At 44.8% G+C, this 24,192-nt stretch carries 9 protein-coding genes and 1 pseudogene; 5 read left to right on the top strand and 5 right to left on the bottom strand.

Annotated elements, in window-relative coordinates; genetic code table 11:
- Positions 1–40 precede the first annotated feature (40 nt).
- Positions 41–1,411 (bottom strand): L-serine ammonia-lyase, encoded by a 1,371-nt coding sequence (locus QV280_RS16420; RefSeq protein WP_152820084.1) that lies wholly within the window; start codon positions 1,409–1,411, stop codon positions 41–43.
- Between the two features lie 342 nt (positions 1,412–1,753).
- On the opposite strand from QV280_RS16420, the gene QV280_RS16415 reads away from it, so the two are divergent.
- Entirely contained in the window at positions 1,754–2,284 is a 531-nt protein-coding gene (locus tag QV280_RS16415) for an NUDIX domain-containing protein (protein ID WP_152820083.1), read from the top strand.
- A 114-nt stretch (positions 2,285–2,398) separates the two neighbouring features.
- Here QV280_RS16415 and QV280_RS16410 read toward each other — a convergent pair whose 3' ends face one another.
- From QV280_RS16410 to QV280_RS16395, 4 genes are all read right to left on the bottom strand, one after another.
- The gene (locus QV280_RS16410; RefSeq protein WP_367869550.1) at positions 2,399–3,274 is read right to left on the bottom strand and encodes an EamA family transporter; all 876 of its coding nucleotides are present in this window, start codon (positions 3,272–3,274) and stop codon (positions 2,399–2,401) included.
- A 163-nt stretch (positions 3,275–3,437) separates the two neighbouring features.
- Complete coding sequence (locus tag QV280_RS16405) at positions 3,438–4,511, bottom strand: permease (RefSeq protein WP_152820082.1); 1,074 nt, start codon at positions 4,509–4,511, stop codon at positions 3,438–3,440.
- A 117-nt stretch (positions 4,512–4,628) separates the two neighbouring features.
- Positions 4,629–4,937 carry an ArsR/SmtB family transcription factor gene (locus QV280_RS16400; protein WP_023404890.1) on the bottom strand — a complete coding sequence of 103 codons (309 nt, stop codon included), beginning with the start codon at positions 4,935–4,937 and terminating at the stop codon, positions 4,629–4,631.
- Between the two features lie 64 nt (positions 4,938–5,001).
- Positions 5,002–5,235, bottom strand: coding sequence for a hypothetical protein (locus QV280_RS16395; protein WP_172972788.1), 234 nt, complete (start codon positions 5,233–5,235; stop codon positions 5,002–5,004).
- On the opposite strand from QV280_RS16395, the pseudogene QV280_RS16390 reads away from it, so the two are divergent.
- The 4 genes and pseudogenes from QV280_RS16390 to QV280_RS16375 form a co-directional block, all read left to right on the top strand.
- Positions 5,192–6,403, top strand: a pseudogene (locus QV280_RS16390) (putative 2-aminoethylphosphonate ABC transporter permease subunit); the annotation flags it as partial. The gene QV280_RS16395 and the pseudogene QV280_RS16390 overlap by 44 nt on opposite strands.
- An 11-nt stretch (positions 6,404–6,414) precedes the next feature.
- Entirely contained in the window at positions 6,415–7,119 is a 705-nt protein-coding gene (gene phnR, locus QV280_RS16385; RefSeq protein ID WP_261824902.1) for a phosphonate utilization transcriptional regulator PhnR, read from the top strand.
- A 275-nt stretch (positions 7,120–7,394) separates the two neighbouring features.
- Complete coding sequence (locus QV280_RS16380) at positions 7,395–8,798, top strand: FAD-dependent oxidoreductase (protein ID WP_152820080.1); 1,404 nt, start codon at positions 7,395–7,397, stop codon at positions 8,796–8,798.
- A 591-nt stretch (positions 8,799–9,389) separates the two neighbouring features.
- The gene (locus QV280_RS16375) at positions 9,390–23,843 is read left to right on the top strand and encodes an Ig-like domain-containing protein (RefSeq protein ID WP_152820079.1); all 14,454 of its coding nucleotides are present in this window, start codon (positions 9,390–9,392) and stop codon (positions 23,841–23,843) included.
- Positions 23,844–24,192 lie beyond the last annotated feature (349 nt).

Raw genomic sequence — 24,192 nt, 5'->3', positions numbered from 1 at the left:
ACAGGTATGCCTTTTCTAATTTTACTAAGTGATTGACTCGTTACTCACAAGGCGGCGCAAGATGAATCATTGCCAAGCCACCTAATGAGGTTTCTCGGTATTTCTTGTTCATGTCTTTACCGGTTTGATACATGGTGTCGATGACATCATCTAGCGAGATCAAACACTTACTAGAACGTCTTAATGCCATACGTGAGGCGTTAATCGCTTTCATTGCGCCCATAGCGTTACGCTCAATACACGGCACTTGTACTAGTCCGCCAATCGGATCGCAAGTCATGCCTAATGAGTGTTCCATAGCAATTTCTGCCGCAATACAAATTTGCTCATTACTGCCACCGCGAAGTGCGGTTAATCCAGCCGCCGCCATGGAAGATGACACTCCCACTTCGCCCTGACAACCCACTTCTGCGCCAGAAATAGAAGCATTGGTTTTGTACAAAATACCAATCGCGCCAGACACAGCCATAAAATCTTTAAGCTGTTTAGTGTCGAGTTGTTTGATAAAGCGGTGGTAATACATCAATACTGCAGGAATAACTCCAGCCGCACCGTTAGTCGGTGAGGTGACTACTTGACCGCCAGCGGCGTTTTCTTCACTCACGGCAAAAGCAAACAGGTTGATCCAATCAAGGATTTCCATTGGGTCATTTTCCACCAGAACATTGGCTTCTAGCTTTTTCAATAAGTTTGGCGCGCGGCGCGTGACGTTTAATCCGCCTTCCAAAATACCTTCGGTCTCAAAACCGCGCTCCATGCACAGACGCATCACTTTCCAAATTTGGTCGGCTTTGGCATCAATTGCCGACATGTCTTGGAATACTTGTTCATTGCGTAGAATCATACCGCCAAGGCTGAGTCCATTTTTCTCAGCTTGTGCCAGCATTTGTTCGGCGCTATTAAAAGGGAATGGCACGTCTACATCAGAGGATTTTTTGCCTTGTTGCAGCTCTTTTTCGGTGGCAATGAATCCGCCGCCAATGGAATAGTAAGTTTCAAAACCAATGAGAGAGTGTTGATCATCAAATGCTGAAATAGTCATACCATTTTCATGTAATGGCAGATTGTTGCTGTGAAATAAAATATCTTTATCGTAATCAAAATCAATCACATGGTGATTGGCGATGTTGAGCTTTCCATCTTCAATCGCACTGCGCATTTGCGCATTGGCGCTAGCAATTTTGATGGTATCGGGACGATTTCCCAACAAACCTAAAATAGAAGCGCGGTCGGTGTGGTGACCTTTACCCGTTAATGACAGCGAGCCGTATAAATCAATTTGAATGCGCGCGACTTGTGCCACATTTTGCTGAATAAGTTGCGTAAAGTAATAGCCCGCTAACATTGGGCCGTTAGTATGCGAACTAGAAGGACCGACACCTATTTTGTAGATATCAAAAATTGAGTACATAATCTTTACCTATTACAACATTATGGCTAATCGCCAATTAGGAATAACAAAACACAGTGCGAAAGACGTTGTCGCATGACAACATGCTGATTATAGGTTCGCGAGTCCGTGTCTCTGTTGTTTGATGAAGTCCTTTTACTGCGGAATATAGTGTTCCTATTGAGTGCTGATTGCCGCTTCAATACTAAGCAAACGAGGCCAGACAAACTAGGATGCCGACTCCTTTCAGTATGGCTGATATCAATGCTTATATCACTAAGTATACTGCCAAATGTCATGCTTTCCTTTTTCTATCAATGATAAAGTGACAGAAGTTAATATTTTTATTTAAGGTTTGAGAAGATGCTCTATTGTCCGGCGTGTGGGGCGCAACGTTTAGCCGTTCACGGTAACCAGTTCATTTGCAGTGATTGTGACTTCACTTTCTTTCAAAATATGGCTGCCGCGGTGATGGCGGCGGTGATAAAACAAGACTCACAACAGCAAACTCGGTTGTTGGTTGCTACTCGCTCGCGCGATCCCGGTAAAGGGCTATGGGATTTACCGGGTGGATTTGTTGATCCCGATGAAAGCGCGGAGTTTGCATTGCACAGAGAGTTAAAAGAAGAAATTGGTGCAGAGCTCGCCTCGGCGCAATACTTAACGTCTTTTCCCAATACTTACCCTTATAAAAACGTCACCTATAAAACTTGCGATATGGTTTTTATCGTTACATTGGCCGAAGGTGCCGAGATCGTGGCTAATGATGATGTTGAAAGTTTACAGTGGTTGCCGTTAGCAGAGATGGATCTGTCTCAGTTTGCGTTTGAGTCGACCAAGCGGGCGGTGTCGGCGGTGCAAGATAAATTGCTTGCCAGTGAAAGGGCGCAATAACCCATAACTCAAGTTATTCAATTACGTCATTGAAAGGGATGCGCTAAATCTTGCCTTAAAGCAAGTAGCGCATCCTTTTTTATTAGCAATATCAGTATTCGCAATAAAAGCGATCTACTGCCACATCACCAATACCGCCGCGCAGGCGACCAACACTAGTGCGAAAATATCCTTTCTTGGAATGCTTTCTTTGAGATAAAAGTACGACACAAGCATAGTGAAGAAAATCTCCACTTGTCCCAATGTTTTTACGTAAGGCACTGTTTGTAACGACATGGCGCTAAACCAACCAAAAGAGCCTATAAAACTGGCTAAGCTAGTCATGATCACAAGTTTAGGTTTGCTAAACATCTGTTTGAGTGTATTACGATCTTTTATGAGTAAGTAGCCTGTCAGCAAAAGGGTTTGGAGCAAGATAACAATGAACAGCACCCATGCTGCGCGGTGTGGAAATGGCAAACTTAGACTTAAACTTGCCTCTCTTATCCATAATGAAGTCAGTGCGAATGCGGTGCTACAGGCTAAACCTAACGCCGCTGTATTGAGTGAAATACCCCGAAATCCTTTCGGGCAACTGAGGATCAAAACTGCGATACCGCCTAGCAAAACCCCCACCCATCCTAAAGAGGTCAAGCTAGTGCCAAAAAACAGCACCCCTAAAAATGCCGCCACTGGCGCTTCTGATTTCGCCAGTCCCGCGCCAATCGCAAAGTTGTTTTGTTTAAACAGCACTACCATTAACGCGGTGGCGACAATTTGCATGATGGCTGCAGCAATCAGAAAAAACCACGAATAACCGGTAAAGGTAGGCATAGCCGCCGGTTGCCATTGATACAGGGCGATTAAATACAATAAGGCGAGGGGGCTTGCCCATAGAAAACGTGCCAGTGTAACGCCACTGACATTTAGGGTTTTACTCAATTGGTTTTGAAAAGCGTTGCGCCATGATTGGCTAAAAGCGGCCAAAAAGGTGAAAAAAATCCAGCTCACGTTCGTCCTTAGAATGAGTCTTTAAGAGAGTGAACTATCCTACAGATACAAGACGCCAAACCATAGGTTTTTATCCATTCCTCCTGTTTTACATGCAGTAACCTTGTGTATAGAGCTTGGTGTAGCCATCTACTGACAACCACACCAAGCAGACTTAACTCATTTAAAACATGAAGTTATATAGATAACCCGCGCCCATTGCCATCCCTAAAATTACCACTAAGAATGCCGCAATTAATGGGTTCTTAAATATAGATTTAAGCAAAATAACCTCGGTTAAACTGGCGCCCGCACTGCCTATAATCAATGCCATTACTGACCCTAGCGCCATGCCTTTTTGCACCAATGCCGCACTTAAAGGAATCACGGCTTCTGCGCGAATATAAAGGGGAATACCAATAATGGCGGCAATAGGAATGGCGTACCACACTTTGTCACCAGCGTATTTTGCAATTAGGTCGGTTGGGATGAAGCCATAAATGAATGAACCAATTAAAATGCCGATCAACAAGTAAGGAAGTACTTGCTTAAAGTCTTTCCAAGTGGATGCCCAAATACGAACCCAGCGGCTTGGTTCTGCTTCCTGTAGTGAAATTGTGCCATCACAGTTGGTGTTTAATTGCAGTGTTGGTTCTGGTTGTTGTGTTTTATTTGCATTTGCCTTGCCTGAAGTACAGCAAGAAGTATTCGCTATCTTAGGTTCATTAGGTTCACCACAACTCTCACTACTGCTCTCAGCACAGGTATTTGTTGCAGAGCAAGAGCTTTGCGCACTGTCTGCTTGGTAAGCTTCTTGGCGTACATATTTTTCAAAACCTAACTTTTCCAGTACATAGCCTGATACCACGGACACTAACATTGCGATAGCAAAATAAAATATCGCCACTTTAAAGCCAAAGGTGACCACAAATAAGCCAATAATGACCGGATTAAGTAACGGGCTGGCGAATAGGAATACCAGCATAGGCCCAAACCCTGCGCGAGCTCTTAGCAAACCTTTTAAAAAAGGAATGGTTGAGCAAGAACAAAACGGTGTTATCGAGCCTAAAAGTGCGGCAACAAAGTATCCATGTCCATTTTTTGAGCTCAGGATCGATTGGATCTTTTGCGGTGTAATGAATTCTTGTAGTACTCCTACCAAATAGCTAATGGCAAGAAATAAAACGGTCAGTTCTGCGGCCAAAAATAGGAACATATGTCCTGCTTCTTGCGCCATGCTTAATAATTGGTTGTTCATGGTGTAACTCTCTATATTTCGACAATATTGGAATTATAGAAATATAAGTCGCTATTACAAGTGTTTATTTCTATAAAAGTCGAAATATAAGATAATAAATTGAATTACAAGAAGATTTTATTTTGATTCTCTGAGGCAATATTCGTCTAGGCAACATTCGTCTTGTAGGAAATCGATAACCTGTTGCAGATTTTCGTACTGAGCAATGCAAAATAAGGTGCGACCTTCACGTCTTTGAGAAAGCAATCCGGCAGAAGATAAGTTGGAAATATGATGAGAGAGCGTGGAGCTAGGGATATTCAATTGTTGCTGAATATCGCCAACAGGCACACCTTGATGACCGGCTTTTACCGCCAATTTATAAATACTGAGACGTGTGGGATGACCAAGTTCTTTTAGTGCTTTGGCGACGTGTTCTAGTTGCATGCTTCTCTCCTGATAATAATTCCATGCTAGTGGAAGTATCTAGGTGAAGCAAGCATGCATTGCCTTATAGAGCCCAGTTTAATGCTGGCCAGCCATTGATGTGCGCGGCGATGGCAAGTTGCGGGCAAGGGTTGACCACAAATGTGCTATCGGCACGCAAACACATGGGCTTATCGTTAATAGAATCAGAATAAAACACGATGTGATGCTCTTTATAGTTAGGGTGCTGTTCTAGCCATTGCTCTAGGCAGGTGACTTTCCCGCACGCATTGATGATATTAATTACTTCTTTGCGCACCTCGGATGCACGCTTATATGAAGCAAGCCGAGCGTTAAAAACCTCACCATTAAAAACCTTTTTTATCGTCACTTTGCCTGCAGCAAAATATGGCGTCATTAGTACCTTAATTGTGGTCTTTACACTGGTAGTGTGTGATTTTGGTGTGCCGAAAGTGATTGGCGGTAGCTACAACGTGTTGGCAACCGATATCTTCAAACAAGTTGTTGGCCAGCAAAACTTTGCTATGGGTGCCGTTACCAGTATTTTGTTGCTACTGCCTGCGGTATTTGCGTTCGCGGTGGATCGCTGGGTGCAAAAGAAACAAAAGAACTTATTTGATACGCGCTCTGTCGCCTACGAACCAAAGCCTCATGCGCTACGTGACGGACTGTGTTTGCTGTATTGCATCACCATCAGTATTGCTGTGTTGGCTGTTTTGGGAATGGCGGTGTATGGCTCTTTAGTCACTTTCTGGCCGTGGAATAAGGCACTGACTTTAAGTAATTATAACTTTAGCGAACTGAGCACTTATGGCTGGAACCCTTATTACAACTCCCTTACTTTGGCAGGTTGGGCTGCAATTATTGGTACGGTGATTATCTTCATTGGTGCTTATTGCATTGAAAAAGGACGCGGTTTTGCGCCTTTACGCCAAGCAATGCAAATGGTCAGTGTTATTCCTATGGCTGTACCAGGAATGGTGCTGGGCTTGGGCTACATCTTTTACTTTAATGATGCGAATAACCCGTTAAACTTTTTGTATGGCACCATGGCATTTTTGGTGGTGAATACGGTGGTTCACTATTATACCGTTGGGCATATGACCGCGATTACAGCATTGAAACAAATTCCTGCTGAAATTGAATCAACCGCAGCATCGGTTAAATTACCGCAATATAAATTGTTTTTTAAGGTGACACTTCCAGTTTGTTTACCTGCGGTATTAGATATTGCGATATACTTATTTATCAACGCTTTAACCACGACCTCGGCGGTAGTATTCTTATACTCTACCGACACCATCCCAGCGTCTGTTTCAGTGTTAAATATGGACGATACCGGCCAAACTGGCGCAGCGGCGGCAATGGCAGTAATGATCATGATTTCAGCCGCAGTGGCAAAGCTAGTACATATTGGCTTGGATAAGTTACTAGGAAAGAAAACACAAGCCTGGCGAAAACGATAAAAGGAAAATCAGTGCAGTACGTAAAAATTAAAGACGTTATCGTAGAACAAATTGAGTCAGGACAACTTAGCCCAAGACAAAAATTGCCCGCTGAGCGAAAGCTTGCTGAGCTTTTTGATACGACTCGCGTGACGTTGCGCGAGGCTTTATCTCTGCTTGAAGCTGAGGGCAGAATATACAGAGAAGATCGTCGAGGTTGGTTTATTTCACCTGCGCCATTGCGCTATGACCCAACGCTTGCGCTCAATTTTGCCGATATGGCGAAATTACAAAACCGTGAGCCATTGACCGAATTGATCAGTGCCAAAAGTGTGCTGGCAGATAAACATGTGTCGGCATTGCTAGGTTTACCGGCATTTTCTGATGTATTTCAAGTAGAGCGTGTGCGTTATTTAGAGCAGCGTCCGGTTATGTTTGTGAAGAACTATGTGATACCAGCACTAACACCAACCTTACTCGACTGCGATTTATCATCGTCTTTGACTGATATTTATCGTGAGCAGTTTGGCGTACGTTACGCAGAGATCCGTTATCGGGTGAGTACAACCTCATTGTTTGGCAACGTGGCACAAAAACTCAGAGCCACAGCGGGAACGCCTGCGATGTTAGTGCAACGTCTTAACTATGATAAGCACGCTGGTTTGATTGATTGCGATTTAGAATATTGGCGACATGATGCTATCTGCATTGAGTCGGCATCTAAGCTAGTGGATTAATATTGTTGAAATAATCGCTGGCTTTTAAAGACCCGTAGGCTTCCACACGGAAGCCTTTTTTACGCCTATACCAAGGCGATTCGACTAAAAATCATACCAATCACGCTAAGTAAGTGAACAGAGCTAGCGCAGGAAAAATGCTCGAGAACAAGGCAGAATTTTTTGATAAGTAGTTATTCTACAATCAAAAATTCTAACGCCGTTATCAAGTATTTTAACAAGCTAGAATGATCAGTTATTTAGTACGATTGGTTTTACTCAAATGTAGGTACAACATGTCTGTAGAAACACACCCATGTTTTTGGATTACTGAAGCAAAGCAACAACCTGATTGGCAAGAATCTGAATCTCTGCATCAAGATATTGACGCAGATGTTTGTATTGTTGGCGGCGGATACACCGGACTTTGGACATCGATTCTTATTAAGCAACAGTCACCACAAACCAAAGTTGTGGTACTAGAGAAGAGTTTTTGTGGCGCAGGTGCATCTGGCGTCAATGGCGGTTGTATGCTGACTTGGGCGGCTAAATACTCTTCAATGTGTAAGATGTTTGGTGAAGAGCAAGCAAAGTTTTTGGTCTTAGAATCCGAGCAGGTGATTTTTGAGATTGAAGCGTTTTGTAAAGAGCATGGCATAGACGCAGGTCTTAGAAGACACGGCACTTATTACACTGCCACAAATTCAGCGCAATGTGGCGCGCTAGATTCGACATTAGAGAAACTCGATAAAGAAGACCTAAATAGCTGGCGGAAAGTATCCACCGAGCAGCTCAATCAAAATACGGGCTCTGCTCGTAATATAGAAGGGCACTTCTCGCAAGCTGCCGGCAGTGTTCAGCCTGCATTATTGGCAAGAGGGCTTCGCCGCGTGGCACTGTCGTTAGGCGTCGAAATCTATGAAAATAGCGAAATGACACGCATCGAATATGGTGAACCTGCAACTGTGTATACCCATGAAGGCTCAGTAAAAGCAGGTAAAGTTGTGTTAGCGCTAAACGCTTGGATGGTGGACAAATTTAAGCAGTTCAAAAACAGCATAGTGGTGGTGTCATCAGACATGGTGATCACGAAACCTTTGGGCGATAAGCTTGCGCAGTCGGGACTTTCGGACGGGGTTACGGTTGTTGATTCTAGAATTTTTGTGCATTACTACCGAGATACAGTAGATGGACGTTTGATGCTTGGCAAAGGGGGCAACCGTTTCTCTTTTAATAACCAAGTTGAACCTATGTTTAATTGCCAAAGTCATTATTTTGAGCTGTTACAAGGCGCTTTTGATCGACTGTTTCCTAACTTAGGTCGTGAACAGATTGAGTTTAACTGGACAGGAGGCTCTGATCGCTCAACAACGGGTTTCCCATTCTTTGGCAATATCAAAAATCAGTCGAATATTTTCTATGGTTTAGGTTACTCCGGCAATGGCGTCGCTCAGACTCGTATCGGCGGCAAAATCTTGTCTGCCATGGCATTAGGGATGGAAGATGAGTACGCAAATTGTGCTTTGACGGGCGGCCCTAGAGGTCATTTTCCACCTGAGCCAATACGCTGGATGGGCGCTATGATGGTGCGAGATGCGGTTCGACGTAAAGAAGGAGCTGAAGATGACGACCGCTCACCACTTATTGTTAACCGATGGCTTGCAAAATTAGCGGGGCCAGCAGGAAAAGCCGATAAATAATACTTTCCTGCGCTAAGACATTTTTGCTCTCATTTAACCTTCACAACCCATACTCTTTGGCGGGTTGAAACTTGTACATTTCTTAACGGTGCTCTAGCCTCATATTTAAAGAGGCAAGAGCACATCCTCACCAATACATCGTTCTATATTTCTCATTTTTACATTTTTTTATTTGCTCTCATTTATCTAAGATACTGAAAAATAAAAGTATTATGGTTTTTCATGAAAGTGAGCATCTCTATTGGAATGCAAGTGTAGCACTCAATGATTCCTAGGTTTAATGCGTTGTTATTAACATGAGCTATTAACATGAATAGAGAAGCGGTTGAGCAACTGAAAGTTAGTTTGTAAAAACGAGGGCTGTATATGGGCAATGTTTTCTATATAGTAGGAGGATCATCAACTAAATGTAACTAATTGTAATGCGAGCATTCAAAATAATGCGCATACTTTTAGCTGACTGAATTAAAGAATTTTATGAGGCGAGACTACATGAACTTTCATTCGAAAGTTATTTCTAGATGTAGTTTTGTGACATGGCAATGAATTTTATCGCAGACCCTCTGGGTGCGATTAGTGACGGAAAAGTAAATGGCTGATTTAGGTAAGAGTAACAAAGTTACGGAAGTATCAAATAATCAAAGCAAACCAACGCGCACAAAGAAAGTGCGCCGCTTTGTTTTATCACAAAGTTATATTGCTCGTAATGATGCTAACGCATTAATTCTTCCTTCTTATCATTACACCGCTACCACAGAGCATGAGAAGGGTATTAATTCTGAAATTACTCATCATGTGTCGCCTGTAACAGCTGGTGACGAATCACCTTATGTGCCGGTTGAAACCAAAGGGCATCAAGTTGTTAATCCCACTCCGGTCACACATGCCGCAGTAAAAACTGTAAGTGATGAGTTTGAGCCTAAACATCAAACAGAAAACAACGGCAGCCATCACTACCATCATACTAGCCAATTTGGCAATCAGGTGACGCCTATTGTCGCCGTCGTTGGTGCGTTTAACCACACCTATGGACAGCATACCGATACATCAACACCAACCGTCACCTCGCATACCGTAGCTGGAAATCAAGACAGTTCAGGTTTAACGCCTCCAGTGGTAGGGCTTCCTTCTGCAGGTACTGTGGTCGAAGATACAACATTAGTCACAAGCGGCACTTTAGACAGCCATAGTGCGCAAAAGGGCACTTCACTAACATTTTCGCCAGATAACTTACACGGTAAGTATGGTGACTTTAGCCTCAATAAAGACACAGGTGAATGGAGCTATAAATTAGACAATAGCCACCACCAAGACCTAGCTCAAGGTGAAACTCATACCGAAGTTTTACATGTCACAGTGACGAGCGCTGCAGGTGCCTCTGCGCATCAAGATATTACCGTAACCGTTCAAGGTACTGACGATGCGCCTGTCATTACTAGCCAAGCGCAAAACGCCATTACCCAAGAAGACGGCAAGCTTTCTGCACAGGGACAAGTGACCGCAACCGATGTCGATCATGGCGCTGTCTTAACCTATACACCAGACAATACTCAAGGTCACTACGGCTCATTTACCATAGATCCTAATTCAGGTGAGTGGCAGTACACTTTAGACAATGCGCACCATCAAGATCTGGCTGAAGGCGAAACTCACACCGACAGCATGTTAGTCACAGTCACCGACGAAAAAGGGGCTAGCACATCAGAAACAGTAAAAATCACAGTGCTAGGTACTAACGACGCACCTGTGATCAATCACATCACGTCAATGACCACAAATGAAGGCCAGCCGATTGTCCATGGCAATGTGATAGCGACAGACATCGATCATGGCGATACCGTCACTTATGGTACCCATTATCAGCATGCTGGCTTTACTCTTCATAACGATGGCTCATACACGATAGATCCTGCGGATAAAGCATTTGACCACCTTGCGGTAGGCGAGCACGAAACGCTAATTATTCCTGTGGTTGCAACTGATAATCATGGCGGGCAAAGCCAACCACAGAACTTGATTATTCGTATTGACGGCACCAATGATAAGCCGGTTGTGAGCCATATTGCTTCACAAGTGGTGAATGAAGGTGATGCGGCTATTTCTGGTCAAATTACTTCAACCGATCTAGACCATGGTGATACAGCGACTTACAGTACCACGTTTAAGCACGCAGGGTTCACCTTAGATAACGATGGCACTTATCATCTCGATCCAGCGGACGCGAGTTTTGACCACCTTGCGGTAGGCGAGCACGCGACCTTAGTTATTCCTGTTATTGCCACTGATAACAATGGTGGTCTAAGTCAACCTCAGAACCTGATCATACGTGTTGATGGTACTAACGATAATCCAGTGGTCACTCACATTACTTCACAAGTTGTGAAAGAAAGTGATGCAGCCATTTCAGGTCATATTACTTCAAGTGATTTAGACCATGGCGACAGTGCAACTTACAGTACAACGTTTAAACACGCAGGGTTTACGCTAGATAATGATGGTACGTATCATCTTGATCCAACCGACGCGAGTTTTGACCACCTAGCGGTAGGTGAGCACGAAACTTTAATCGTGCCAGTTATTGCGACTGATAAGCAGAATGGTCAAAGTCAGCCACAGAACTTGATTATTCGTGTTGATGGCACCAACGACAAACCAGTAGTGACTCACATTGCTTCACAAACTGTGAACGAAGGTGACAAAGCGATTTCAGGTCAAATTACTTCAAGCGATTTAGATCATGGTGATACAGCAACGTACAGCACCACCTTTAAACATGCTGGGTTTACTTTAGATAATGATGGTACATATCATCTCGATCCAACCGATGCGAGTTTTGACCATCTTGCGGTAGGTGAGCATGAGACGTTAATCGTGCCAGTGGTAGCGACCGACAATAATAAAGGTCAAAGTCAACCACAGAACCTAATCATTCGTGTTGATGGTACTAACGATAAACCAGTAGTGACTCACATTACTTCACAAACAGTGAATGAAGGTGATGCTGCCATTTCAGGTCAAATCACCTCAACGGATAAAGATCACGGTGATAAAGCTCAATACAGTACGACATTCAAGCACGATGGATTTAGTCTAGACATTGATGGTACATATCACCTTGATCCAACAGATGCGAGCTTTGACTACCTAGCGGCAGGTGAGCACGAAACGTTAATGGTGCCAATCGTTGCGACCGATAAGCACAATGGTCAGAGTCTGCCTCAGAACTTGATTATTAAGGTAATGGGTACTAATGACGCACCGGTGTTAACTTTCTCTGAAAGTAAGGCGTCTCATTCTCAAGGTACTTTGGATAATACAGATGTAGATATTAATGATACGCACACTTACGCTATTGGAGATAAAGCATCAGCAAACCCAACCGATACCATGCAGGGTCAGTTTGGTGAGTTAGTACTCGATACCGCGACGGGTAAATACACCTACACGCCAGCGGCTTCGGTTGCGGGTATGACGGTAGACAGCAATGGTGTGTATCATGGTCATGACGTCTTTACGGTCAGCACCATTGATAATCACGGCGCAATCTCGACCAAATATTTAGAATTCGATCCACAAGTCACAGTGACTGCACCGAGTAAGGATGGCGATCCTGCGGTGCTAACGCCAAGCGTACCAACACCGCCACAACTGCTAGATACTCAGCCACCGGTTGCAACGCCTGTGACACCTGAAACTAACAGTATTACGGGTATGCAGCTGACTGATGCAACCGATAGCGGTACAGACCATACTGATGGCATTACCAATATCGCGAGTCCAGTGATAGAAGGCAGTACGCATGTACCGTTCTCAGTGGTAACTTTTACCGATGAGAACGGCAATGAAGTCGGTCGTACTACTTCCGATCAGCATGGTCATTTTAATGCGCCGCTTCATAGTCTTACAGGCAGTGTTGATGGTACTCAATACCACATAACAGGACATGCTACGGCGCCATCGTCGACGGGTGCAATCGATACGCCAACGCCGTTGTTGGTGACCATTGATAATAGTATTGATACACCAGTGATTTCACCAATCGCACCAAGTAATGATTTAACGCCAGCTTTGCACGGTACGGGTGAGCCAGGTTCTACCATTACCTTCACCGATGGGACGAACACGTTAGGCCAAACAGTGGTGGGTACAGACGGTACGTTCAGTTTCACACCACAAACTGACTTGCACGAAGGCAGTCACATCACAGCGACAGCTATTGATAATGCGGGAAACAAGTCTCCGGCGACAACGGTTGCGACCAACATTGATACCACCATCGCACAGACCACCGTTGACATGACCGATGGCACTGTGGGTAGTGTAGGGCACCCTAACCATGACATTGACGCTACTGAAATGAGCTCAGTAAGTATCAGCGGCTCAATTGACCGTACCGATGGTACAGAGCAGTTGACTTCACTGACTATCAGTGACGGAACACATGTCATGACCCTCGATCCTCACTCGGTCACAGTTAATTCAAAAACAGGTCAATTTACACTAAGTGGTGTGGATTTAACTGGTCATTCATTTACGGACGGCACGCTCACCGTGACAGCGATTGCTACCGATGCGGCAGGCAACACCAGTCCAGCATCCGCCACCGTCACATTAGATACCTCAGCGCCAATAGCGCCGACAGTAGATGCGATTTTACCGGGCAATGACTTAACGCCAACCATCACGGGTACAGGTGAGGTAGGCAGTACGATCACCTTCACCGACGGCACGAATGAGTTGGGCCATGTGGTGGTGGGAAGCCAAGGTACGTTCTCCTTTACACCTTCTACGGACTTGAAAGAAGGCGATCACATTACGGGGACGTCCACCGATAAAGCGGGAAATACGTCGCCTGAAGTTAAGGTTGCGAGCAACATCGATACCAGCATTCAGCCAACGACAGTCGATATGACCGATGGCACTGTGGGTAGTGTAGATCACCCTAACCATGACATTGACGCTACTGAAATGAGCTCAGTAAGCATCAGCGGCTCAATTGACCGCACCGATGGTACAGAGCAGTTGACTTCACTGAGTATCAGTGACGGAACACATGTCATGACCCTCGATCCTCACTCGGTCACAGTTAATTCAAAAACAGGTCAATTTACACTAAGTGGTGTGGATTTAACTGGTCATTCATTTACGGACGGCACGCTCACCGTGACCGCGATTGCTACCGATGCGGCAGGAAACACCAGTCCGGCATCTGCCACCGTTACATTAGATACCTCAGCGCCAACCGCGCCAACGGTAGATGCGATTTTACCGGGCAATGACTTAACGCCAACCATCACTGGTACAGGTGAGGTAGGCAGTACGATCACCTTTACTGACGGCACGAATGAGTTGGGTCATGTCGTAGTAGGAAGCCAAGGTACGTTCTCCTTTACGCCTTCTACGGACTTGAAAGAAGGTGATCACATTACATTGACGTCTACGGATAAAGCGGGAAATACGTCGCCTGAAGTTAAGGTTGCGAGCAATATTGATACCACGCCAGGTTCTATTTCTTTTGACAAGAATATCTCTGGTGACAACGTGCTTAATCATGTTGAGCAGGGTCAAGACTTAGTGATTTCTGGCACAACAACGGGTATCGAAAATGCGCAAGTTGTTACAGTGCACTTTAATGGTCAGGATTATCAAAGTACGGTAACTGACTGTAAGTGGAGTGTGACGGTAGATAAAACTGAATTAGCCGGCTTCAAAGATGGTGAATCTCTTTCTATTACTGCGGATGTGAAAGACGCGGCAGGTAATGTGGCTCAGCAAGCGACGCATTCATTAGAAGTTGATAATAGTGTGAATGCTCCGACTATTCACTTTGAAAGTACCGGTACCGACAGCGTGTACAACCAAGCCGAAGTGGGTGCGGATAACACGATTACGGCGACCATTGATTTACCAGCGGATGCGGTGGTAGGAGATACCGTCACCATTGACCGCACCGCACATGTATTAACTGCAACAGACATTAGTGCTCAACATATCACTCAAGAGGTGTCGCCAGGCGCGTCAGTTACTGCCAGCATCACAGATCAAGCGGGTAACGTATCGACGTTGACCACCGAGACGGCGGCCAGTGCGGATGTTCTCGCTGGCACCATTGCCATTGATTCAAAAATTGCTGTTGATGATGTTCTTAATAAGCTTGAACAAGGTCAAGCTTTGACTATTTCCGGCACCACATCGGGTATCGAAGACGATCAAGTAGTGACAGTGCACTTTGCCGGTCAGGATTATACGACGCAAGGTGCCGGCAATGTGCACGGTGGCGCGTGGAGTGTGACCATTCCGACTTCGGCACTGGCGCAACTTACTGACGCTCAAGCTGTGGACATTACCGCAGACGTAACGGATGCGGCGGGCAACCCAGCACCGCAAGCGACGCATCATTTAGACGTTGATCTGACGGTTGGCTCGCCAGTGGGGCATGTTCCGACGCCAACAAGTGCCAGCGGTGAATACAATGCTGTTGACGTGAGTGCAAATGGCACCATAACGGCGACCATTGATTTACCGACGGATGCGGTAGCGGGCGATACGTTAACCATTGACGGTACGGATCGCGTGCTCAAGCAATCAGAGATTGATCAGCAGCAAACCAGCACAGAATTGAAACCTGGCACAAGCGTCAGTGTGACGCTGACAGACCAAGCGGGTAATGTGTCAGCGCCAACTCAGATAACGGTTGCCAAGGCCGATACAACGGCGGGCAGCATAGCAATAGAAGACAAAGTTTCCGGTGATGATGTGCTAAACCTTGCCGAACAAGGCAAAGATTTAGTCATTTCAGGGACTACCCAAGATATTGAAGACGGCCAAGTGGTGACAGTGCACTTTGCTGGTCAGGATTATACGACGCAAGGTGCCGGCAAAGTGCACGCCGGCGCGTGGAGTGTGACCATTCCGACTTCGGCACTGGCGCAACTGACTGACGCTCAAGCTGTAGACATTACCGCAGATGTAACGGATGCGGCGGGCAACCCAGCACTGCAAGCGACGCATCATTTAGACGTTGATCTGACGGTTGGCTCGCCAGTGGGGCATGTTCCGACGCCGACAAGTGCCAGCGGTGAGTACAACGCTGTTGACGTGGGTGCAAATGGCACCATAACGGCGACCATTGATTTACCGACGGATGCGGTAGCGGGCGATACGTTAACCATTGACGGTACGGATCGCGTGCTCAAGCAATCAGAGATTGATCAGCAGCAAACCAGTACAGAATTGAAACCTGGCGCAAGTGTCAGCGTGACGCTGACAGACCAAGCGGGTAACGTGTCTGCACCAAGTCAGATAACGGTTGCCAAGGCTGATACAACGGCGGGCAGCATAGCAATAGAAGACAAAGTTTCCGGTGATGATGTACTAAACCATGCCGAGCAAGGCAAAGATTTAGTCATTTCAGGGACTACCCAAGACATTGAAGACGGTCAAGTGGTGACAGTGCACTTTGCCGGCCAGGATTATACGACGCAAGGTGCCGGCAATGTGCACGGCGGCGCGTGGAGTGTGACCATTCCGACTTCGGCACTGGCACAACTTACTGACGCTCAAGCTGTAGACATTACCGCGGACGTAACGGATGCGGCGGGCAACCCAGCACCGCAAGCGACGCATCATTTAGACGTTGATCTGACGGTTGGCTCGCCAGTGGTGCATGTTCCGACGCCGACAAGTGCCAGCGGTGAGTATAACGCTGTTGACGTGGGTGCAAATGGCACCATAACGGCGACCATTGATTTACCGACGGATGCGGTAGCGGGCGATACGTTAACCATTGACGGTACGGATCGCGTGCTCAAGCAATCAGAGATTGATCAGCAGCAAACCAGCACAGAATTGAAACCTGGCACAAGCGTCAGTGTGACGCTGACAGACCAAGCGGGTAATGTGTCAGCGCCAACTCAGATAACGGTTGCCAAGGCCGATACAACGGCGGGCAGCATAGCAATAGAAGACAAAGTTTCCGGTGATGATGTACTAAACCATGCTGAGCAAGGCAAAGATTTAGTCATTTCAGGGACTACCCAAGACATTGAAGACGGCCAAGTGGTGACAGTGCACTTTGCTGGTCAGGATTATACGACGCAAGGTGCCGGCAATGTACACGGCGGCGCGTGGAGTGTGACCATTCCGACTTCGGCACTGGCGCAACTGACGGACGCTCAAGCTGCAGACATTACCGCAGATGTAACGGATGCGGCGGGCAACCCAGCACTGCAAGCGACGCATCATTTAGATGTTGATCTGACGGTTGGCTCGCCAGTGGGGCATGTTCCGACGCCGACAAGTGCCAGCGGTGAGTACAACGCTGTTGACGTGGGTGCAAATGGCACCATAACGGCGACCATTGATTTACCGACGGATGCGGTAGCGGGCGATACGTTAACCATTGACGGTACGGATCGCGTGCTCAAGCAATCAGAGATTGATCAGCAGCAAACCAGCACAGAATTGAAACCTGGCACAAGCGTCAGTGTGACGCTGACAGACCAAGCGGGTAATGTGTCAGCGCCAACTCAGATAACGGTTGCCAAGGCCGATACAACGGCGGGCAGCATAGCAATAGAAGACAAAGTTTCCGGTGATGATGTGCTAAACCATGCCGAACAAGGCCAGGATTTAGTCATTTCAGGGACTACCCAAGATATTGAAGACGGCCAAGTGGTGACAGTGCACTTTGCTGGTCAGGATTATACGACGCAAGGTGCCAGCAATGTGCACGCCGGCGCGTGGAGTGTGACCATTCCGACTTCGGCACTGGCGCAACTGACTGACGCTCAAGCTGTAGACATTACCGCAGACGTAACGGATGCGGCGGGCAACCCGGCGGCACAAGCTACACATTCGTTGTTAGTCGATACGAACGCGAACGCACCAAGTATTCACTTTGAAGATCCTGGTTCAGACGGTATTTATAATGCGTTGGAAGTGGCAAAAGGCAACGCTAATACAATTACCGCAACTATCCAACCGGACAGTGATGCGAAGGTTGGTGATGTGCTGCATTACACCATAAAAGGTAATTCGCCTGTTGAACACACACTAACTCAGAATGATTTGACCGATGGGGTCACAGTGGAAGTTCATCCTGGGGATGACGTGACTGCGACAGTTACAGATGCAGCAGGCAACGTTTCAAGTTCAACTAGTGAAACTGCTCCTACCGCTGATACGGATGCAGGTAGTATTTCGATTACTCCGAATGTATCAATTGATAATTTTATCAGTCACGCAGACTTGTCTTCCGACTTAAAAATTAGCGGTAGTACAAGTGGGATTGAAGCAGGCCAAGTAGTTGATGTTGAGTTTAATAACCATCATTACACAGCAGATGTTAAAGCAGATCATTCGTGGACTTTAAACGTTCCTAGCGCTGATCTAGCGCTATTACATGACGGTGATGTGCAGACAATCACTGCGAATGTGAGCGATCATGCAGGTAATCCAGCAACTCCGGCGACGCATAATGTAGACGTTGATATTTTCGCTGGCGCCCCTTCTATTAACTTTAGTGATAGTGGTGCTGACGGTATTTACAACGCCGCAGAACTGAATCCAGATGGAACGGCAACGGCGACAATTGATTTGCCAAAAGATGCGACAGTAGGGGATACATTAAAATTATCTATTACTCTAGGATCGCAAGCTACTGTCGATGGGCATTATGCTCTGACAGCGCAAGATATTTCAGCAGGTCATGTTGATTTTGAAGTGCAGCCTGGTTCAAAAGTGACGGCTAGTATTACTGATAATGTTGGGAATACATCAAACGAAGCTACTGCGACTGCAGCGACAGCTGATGTTACGTTGCCATCAGCGGCAATTCATGTAGAAGCACTTACTGTTGACAATACCATTAATAGTTTTGAATCTAGTCAGGATGTTTCTGTTGTGGGGCATGTGACTGGTGATTTTAAACAAGGTGATACGGTCACTGTTACTATAGATAAACAAACATACACAGGTACACTCGAAGATAAAGGGAACTTTAATGTAAAAGTTCCGGGAAGTGTTCTTAAAGACCACACTAGCTTTGAAGCGCGTATAGATTCGTCTGATCTTTCCGGCAATAAAGTTCATGCAACAACTACGCATGATTACAGTGTCGACACACAAGTTGGTAAGCCGTCTATTAGTCTTGAATCTGCAGGGTCTGATCATACTTATAATATCCAAGAAGTAGGTTCCGAGGGGACTGTAACTGCAACGATTGATATTCCGCTTGATGCCGTTGTTGGTGACATATTAACGATTAATAATGCGCACCGCATGCTAACTGCAACTGATATTTCTACTCGTCAGGTGATGACAGAAGTTAAACCAGGTTCAACAGTGACTGCGAGTATTTCAGATAAAGTAGGGAATGTATCTGAGCTTGCCACAGTGCAGGTAGCATCTGAGAATCTGGAAACACCTAAAGTAACGATAAATGTAGATAGCATTACTAGCGATAATATTATTAATCAAATTGAAGCTGGTTCATTGGCTGATATAAATGCAGGAACCTCGACTCAATTAATTACAGGTACAGTTCAGGGGGACTTTAATAGCGGCGATATTGTGGTTATTGACAATATTCCTTCAGCCACAGGTGTTGTTGATTCGTCTGGTAAATTCAGTATTCCAGTTCCTACTAAAGAGTTGCTAGGACAGACCAGTCTTCAGCTTCATATGGATACTCAAAATGCTGCCGGAAATCCTGGTCATGGAACGGCGGTACATGACTACAGCGTAGATACACAAGTTGGCGCTCCAATTATTACCTTTGAAGGGCAACAGGGTAATCCTCACATATATAATGCAAATGAAGTTGGTCCTGATGGAACAATTAAGGCGACGATAATGTTGTCTCCAGATACAACTATTCAGGATACGCTAACTGTAAATGGCAAACCTGTGCCTCTCACTCAAGATATTGTGAATTTAGGGGAAGTTGTTATTGAGGTTCAGCCTGGAGAAAGGGTCGAAGCTAGTGTTATTGATAATGCTGGAAATGTATCTGCTGTTACAACTGAGATTGCTCCTGCAGCGGATCTGACACCACCTTCCGTATCTATTCATATTGAAGAAGTAACGACAGATAATATTGTCAATAGCGTTGAATCTCAGCAAGTAACTGTACCTATTACAGGCGAAGTAACAGGCGAATTTAACTCGGGTGACACGGTTACAGTATCGATTGGTACCACTTCATATTCAGGTGCTGTAGATAGCTCTGGTCACTTTAGTATTGATGTACCAAGTAATGACTTGATAGGTCACACCAGCCTTGAAGCTCAAATTACTACTACAGATGCAGCTGGAAATACAGGCTCAGACACAGATACCCATACTTATACTGTTGCGACAGATATACCTATAGTCACGTTAGACTCAATTGCTTTTGGTAATGATCCGCGTCCGGCTATTTCTGGTCATGTTGATGTTAAGTCGCCGATACTTATTCCTGCGGGTACAGAAGTAGAAATTCAGATTGTAGGTGATTCACATACATACAAAGTAACAACAGATGCTCATGGTGATTTTGTATTAGCAAAAGGGGCATTACAACAAGATTTACCTGATGGTCAAACTGATGTTATTGCAACCGTGACAGATGCAGCCGGTAATGTAGGGAAAACATCTGAACAAGTCGACGTTGATACAACTGCAGGTACGATAAAAATTAATAGTAGCTTAGCTGCTGATGGCTTTATAAACCACATAGAGCAAGGACAAGACTTAGAGATTTCTGGTACCACTACGGGTATCGAAAATGGACAAGATGTTACGGTACACTTTAATGGTCAGGATTATCATGGTCACGTTACTGATGGTAAGTGGAGTGCAGTGGTAGATAAAGCTGATTTGACAGGCCTCAATGATGGTCATTCACTGACGATCACTGCTGACGTATCTGATAAAGCCGGCAATGTTGCACCACAGGCGAGCAGTAGCATAAATGTTGATTTAAGTAGTAGTGCGAATGTCATCGTGAATCCGCTAGCGGCTGGGATTATCAACAAAAATACAACAGGCGATATTACAGTAACTGGCATAGTTAATGGTGATGCGAATGTAGGTGACAGTATTGAAGTTGAAGTTAATGGCCACAAGCATCAAAGCAGTGTTATTGATGTTAATGGTCAGTTAGGCTTCAGTGTTGATGTTCCTGCGGATGAACTTAAGGAACATCAAGGTGTACACCAGATTACAGCTACGGTAAAAGGCACAGATATACACGGTAACTCGTTTACTGCTACAGGTAGCCATGATTTCATAGTAGACACAGACATAATTGATACACAAGTGTCTCTAACTGACGGTGGTAATTGTGATGGTGTGGTTAACCAAACAGAAGCAGCGCAGGGTGTAAGGATTGAAGGTAATATAGATCCATCAGCAACTTTAGAAAGTCTTATTATTACTGACAGTAAAGGTCATGAACTTGATTTAACGAGTAATGTGGCTGTAGAAAAAAATGGGCACTTTATTACTCATCAGGTAGTTGATTCTTCTTTCGAATCCGGTTCATTGTCAGTTACTGCAACGGCTAAGGACAATGCAGGAAATGTAAGTAAAGCCGTCGATACATCAACACTTGACACTACTATTGTAAAAACAATGGTATCTCTAACAGATGGTGGTAATTGTGATGGTGTGATCAATCACGAAGAGGCAGCCAGTGGCATAAGAATTGAAGGTAGCATTGATCCATCAGCAACTCTAGAAAGCCTGATAGTGATGGATAGTCAACATCGTACGCATGACTTAACTGCTCAGGCTCATGTGGATACAACTGGCCACTTTATAATTACCGGAATTCACCTATCTCCTTTAGCTCAAGGAGAGCTATTAGTTACAGCGATAGCAAAAGATTCTGTGGGCAATGTGAGTGTAGACACAGATACTCAACAGGTTGATACCATAGGTCCAACTTCGAGTGTTCTTGTTGATCCTATTACTACTGATAATATTCTCAATGCCGTTGAAGCGGGTGGTACCGTTGTGGTTAGTGGTACTGTTACTGGAGGTTTCCAAGACGGAGATACGGTGATATTAACCGTGAATAGCGTTGCAACCCAAGGTAAGGTTGATAGTACAGGTCATTTTAGTGTTGATGTTGCGGGTTCAGATCTGAAAGCCGATACAAATGTCGTGGCTAAAGTTGTAACAACAGATAAGGCTGGAAATAAAAGCTCATATATGACAACACACGCTTATTATGTTGATACGACACTGCATACACCAACAATTTCTTTGACTCCAACTTCAGATACATTTGGACAAGATCCTGCCTCAAGTACTACTCATATTGGCAGTGACTCAGATCATATTACGAAGGATGTGACTCCTACATTTTCAATAACAGGTGTAGATATTGATGCTAAGTCAGTTGAGATTTTTGATGGCAATATTTCGCTAGGGCTTGCACAGAGGGAAGATCATGAGCGTTGGAGCTTTAGTACGCCAAGTGGCACTGGATTGACAACGCAAGGTGTTCATCATATTAGGGCTCAGGTTACAGATAATGTAGGTAATCAAGCGCTTTCAAAAGTATATGATGTGACAATTGATACTGAAACCCCCAAACCAACACTATCTGTCCACAATGCTAATAACAACAATGCGAGTCCAAAACTAACAGGGACAGCGGAAGCGGGCTCTATAGTAGTTATTAAAGATGGTAACGTTGAGCTTGGTTCTGTATTGGCTAATAAAGGTGGTCATTATGAATACGATATGTCTAGCAAAGCGCATGCGCATATATTAGGAGAGGGGACACATGAGTTAGTTGCGGAAGCTATTGATAAAGCTGGCAATACTCATGATTCTGATAGTGTGAGAACAACAATTAAACCAGAGCCTAAACTAGTTTATGCTCCAATCGGTTCAAACACAAATATAACAAAAGGTGATGCATCTGGAATTGTCCATAGTTCAATGTCTACATCTAAGACCAATGATCATGACATACACCTGATTATTGATGGGCATGAAGTCACCATTGATGAACACAGGGAAATAACTAGTCAAAGTCCTGGCTTTGATGTTGCAAAAATAGATCGTGATAACTTTAAAGCTGGTGATGGTATTGTTGAACTGACGGATACAGTGGGTATTATTAATGATGTTACTGGTGATAACTTCTATTTATATTTAAAGGGCGGACCCCACGATTATAATTTTGGTGAAACGATAAATGGAAACGCAAAACAAGGCTATATTTTAGATCAGGGCGTCAAACTTGTAGGGTCTGAAAAAGTAATTATACATAACTTACATGGACTAAAAGGTATTATCTTTGGTACTGGAGAGACCTATTTGTCGTCCCATGGTGCGGTTCATCAAGACCAAATGCTAAATCATTTTGAAACATATATGCTAAACACTGATACTTTCTTACATACTACCTCACCTATCTCTGGTAGTGAGAGAGTCGTAACTCTAGAGTTCACTGGGGGCACGACAGGTGGCCACCCTGTAGGATTTAAGATTTACAACGGAGCAGGTGTAGAGCTGAAGCCAATTGATGGGTCACATATTGCTATTTCAGAGAGTGATCTTAAAGGGTTACATGTTCAGGTTCCGGTTGATGGAATAGTTGATTTACATTTTGAGGGACATCTTGAAAAGGGGGGAGTTCAGGTCGGTGATGGGTTGACTTGGGACTTTTCGGTTCAGGGTAACCATGTAGGTACAATCAATAATATCGAATATGTCCATCAAAGCGCCGACGAACCCCCTCAAGACATTCCAGAAATTGATCTAAATGCCTTAGCCGACAGTTCATCAGATCACCATAGTGCGGGAGCCAGTGCTTATTTAGATCAGCTAGGAATTGATGTTCAGCATCATGCGCAAGCTCATGATCAACCGAGTGATATTGATGTTGTTTTAGGCCATGATCCAGCAGCTAGTGTTGATGACCATGGCGTACCGGTGGTGGATCATTCAATTCAGCCTGATCATACTCAACATCAAGATCATGACGACCCAACGAAACATCATCACCATACAGATACTGTTGATTGGGGATCTAGTCATCATTAATAATCAATAGAATACCAAGTCTTAACGGCTCGGTTTACAACACTGACTGAGATGCCAGTTATTTGTGTAACGCTTTATTTGACATAAGGTTTTGCATAGGTAACTGGCATTTTTTATATCTATCCGAGCAAAAGATTGTCAAAACAATTAGAAACTAAACTTCGCATAAATATGAAAGTAGCAATCATGTTGTTGTCATGTGTCTTTATCGGAATCTAACTTTGTAAAACTGAAACCACTGAGAGTAACGATTAAAATAGTGTGTCGGATGTGTAAATGCAAATAATAGAAGACACCCCATATAATTAACAATGAGTGATGCTCGATGAAATATATTGGATGTTTTTAA

The sequence above is a fragment of the Vibrio sp. B1Z05 genome (assembly GCF_052955985.1).
The sequence above is the reverse complement of the archived record's forward strand: the minus strand, read 5'-3'. Positions and strand labels throughout refer to the sequence as shown.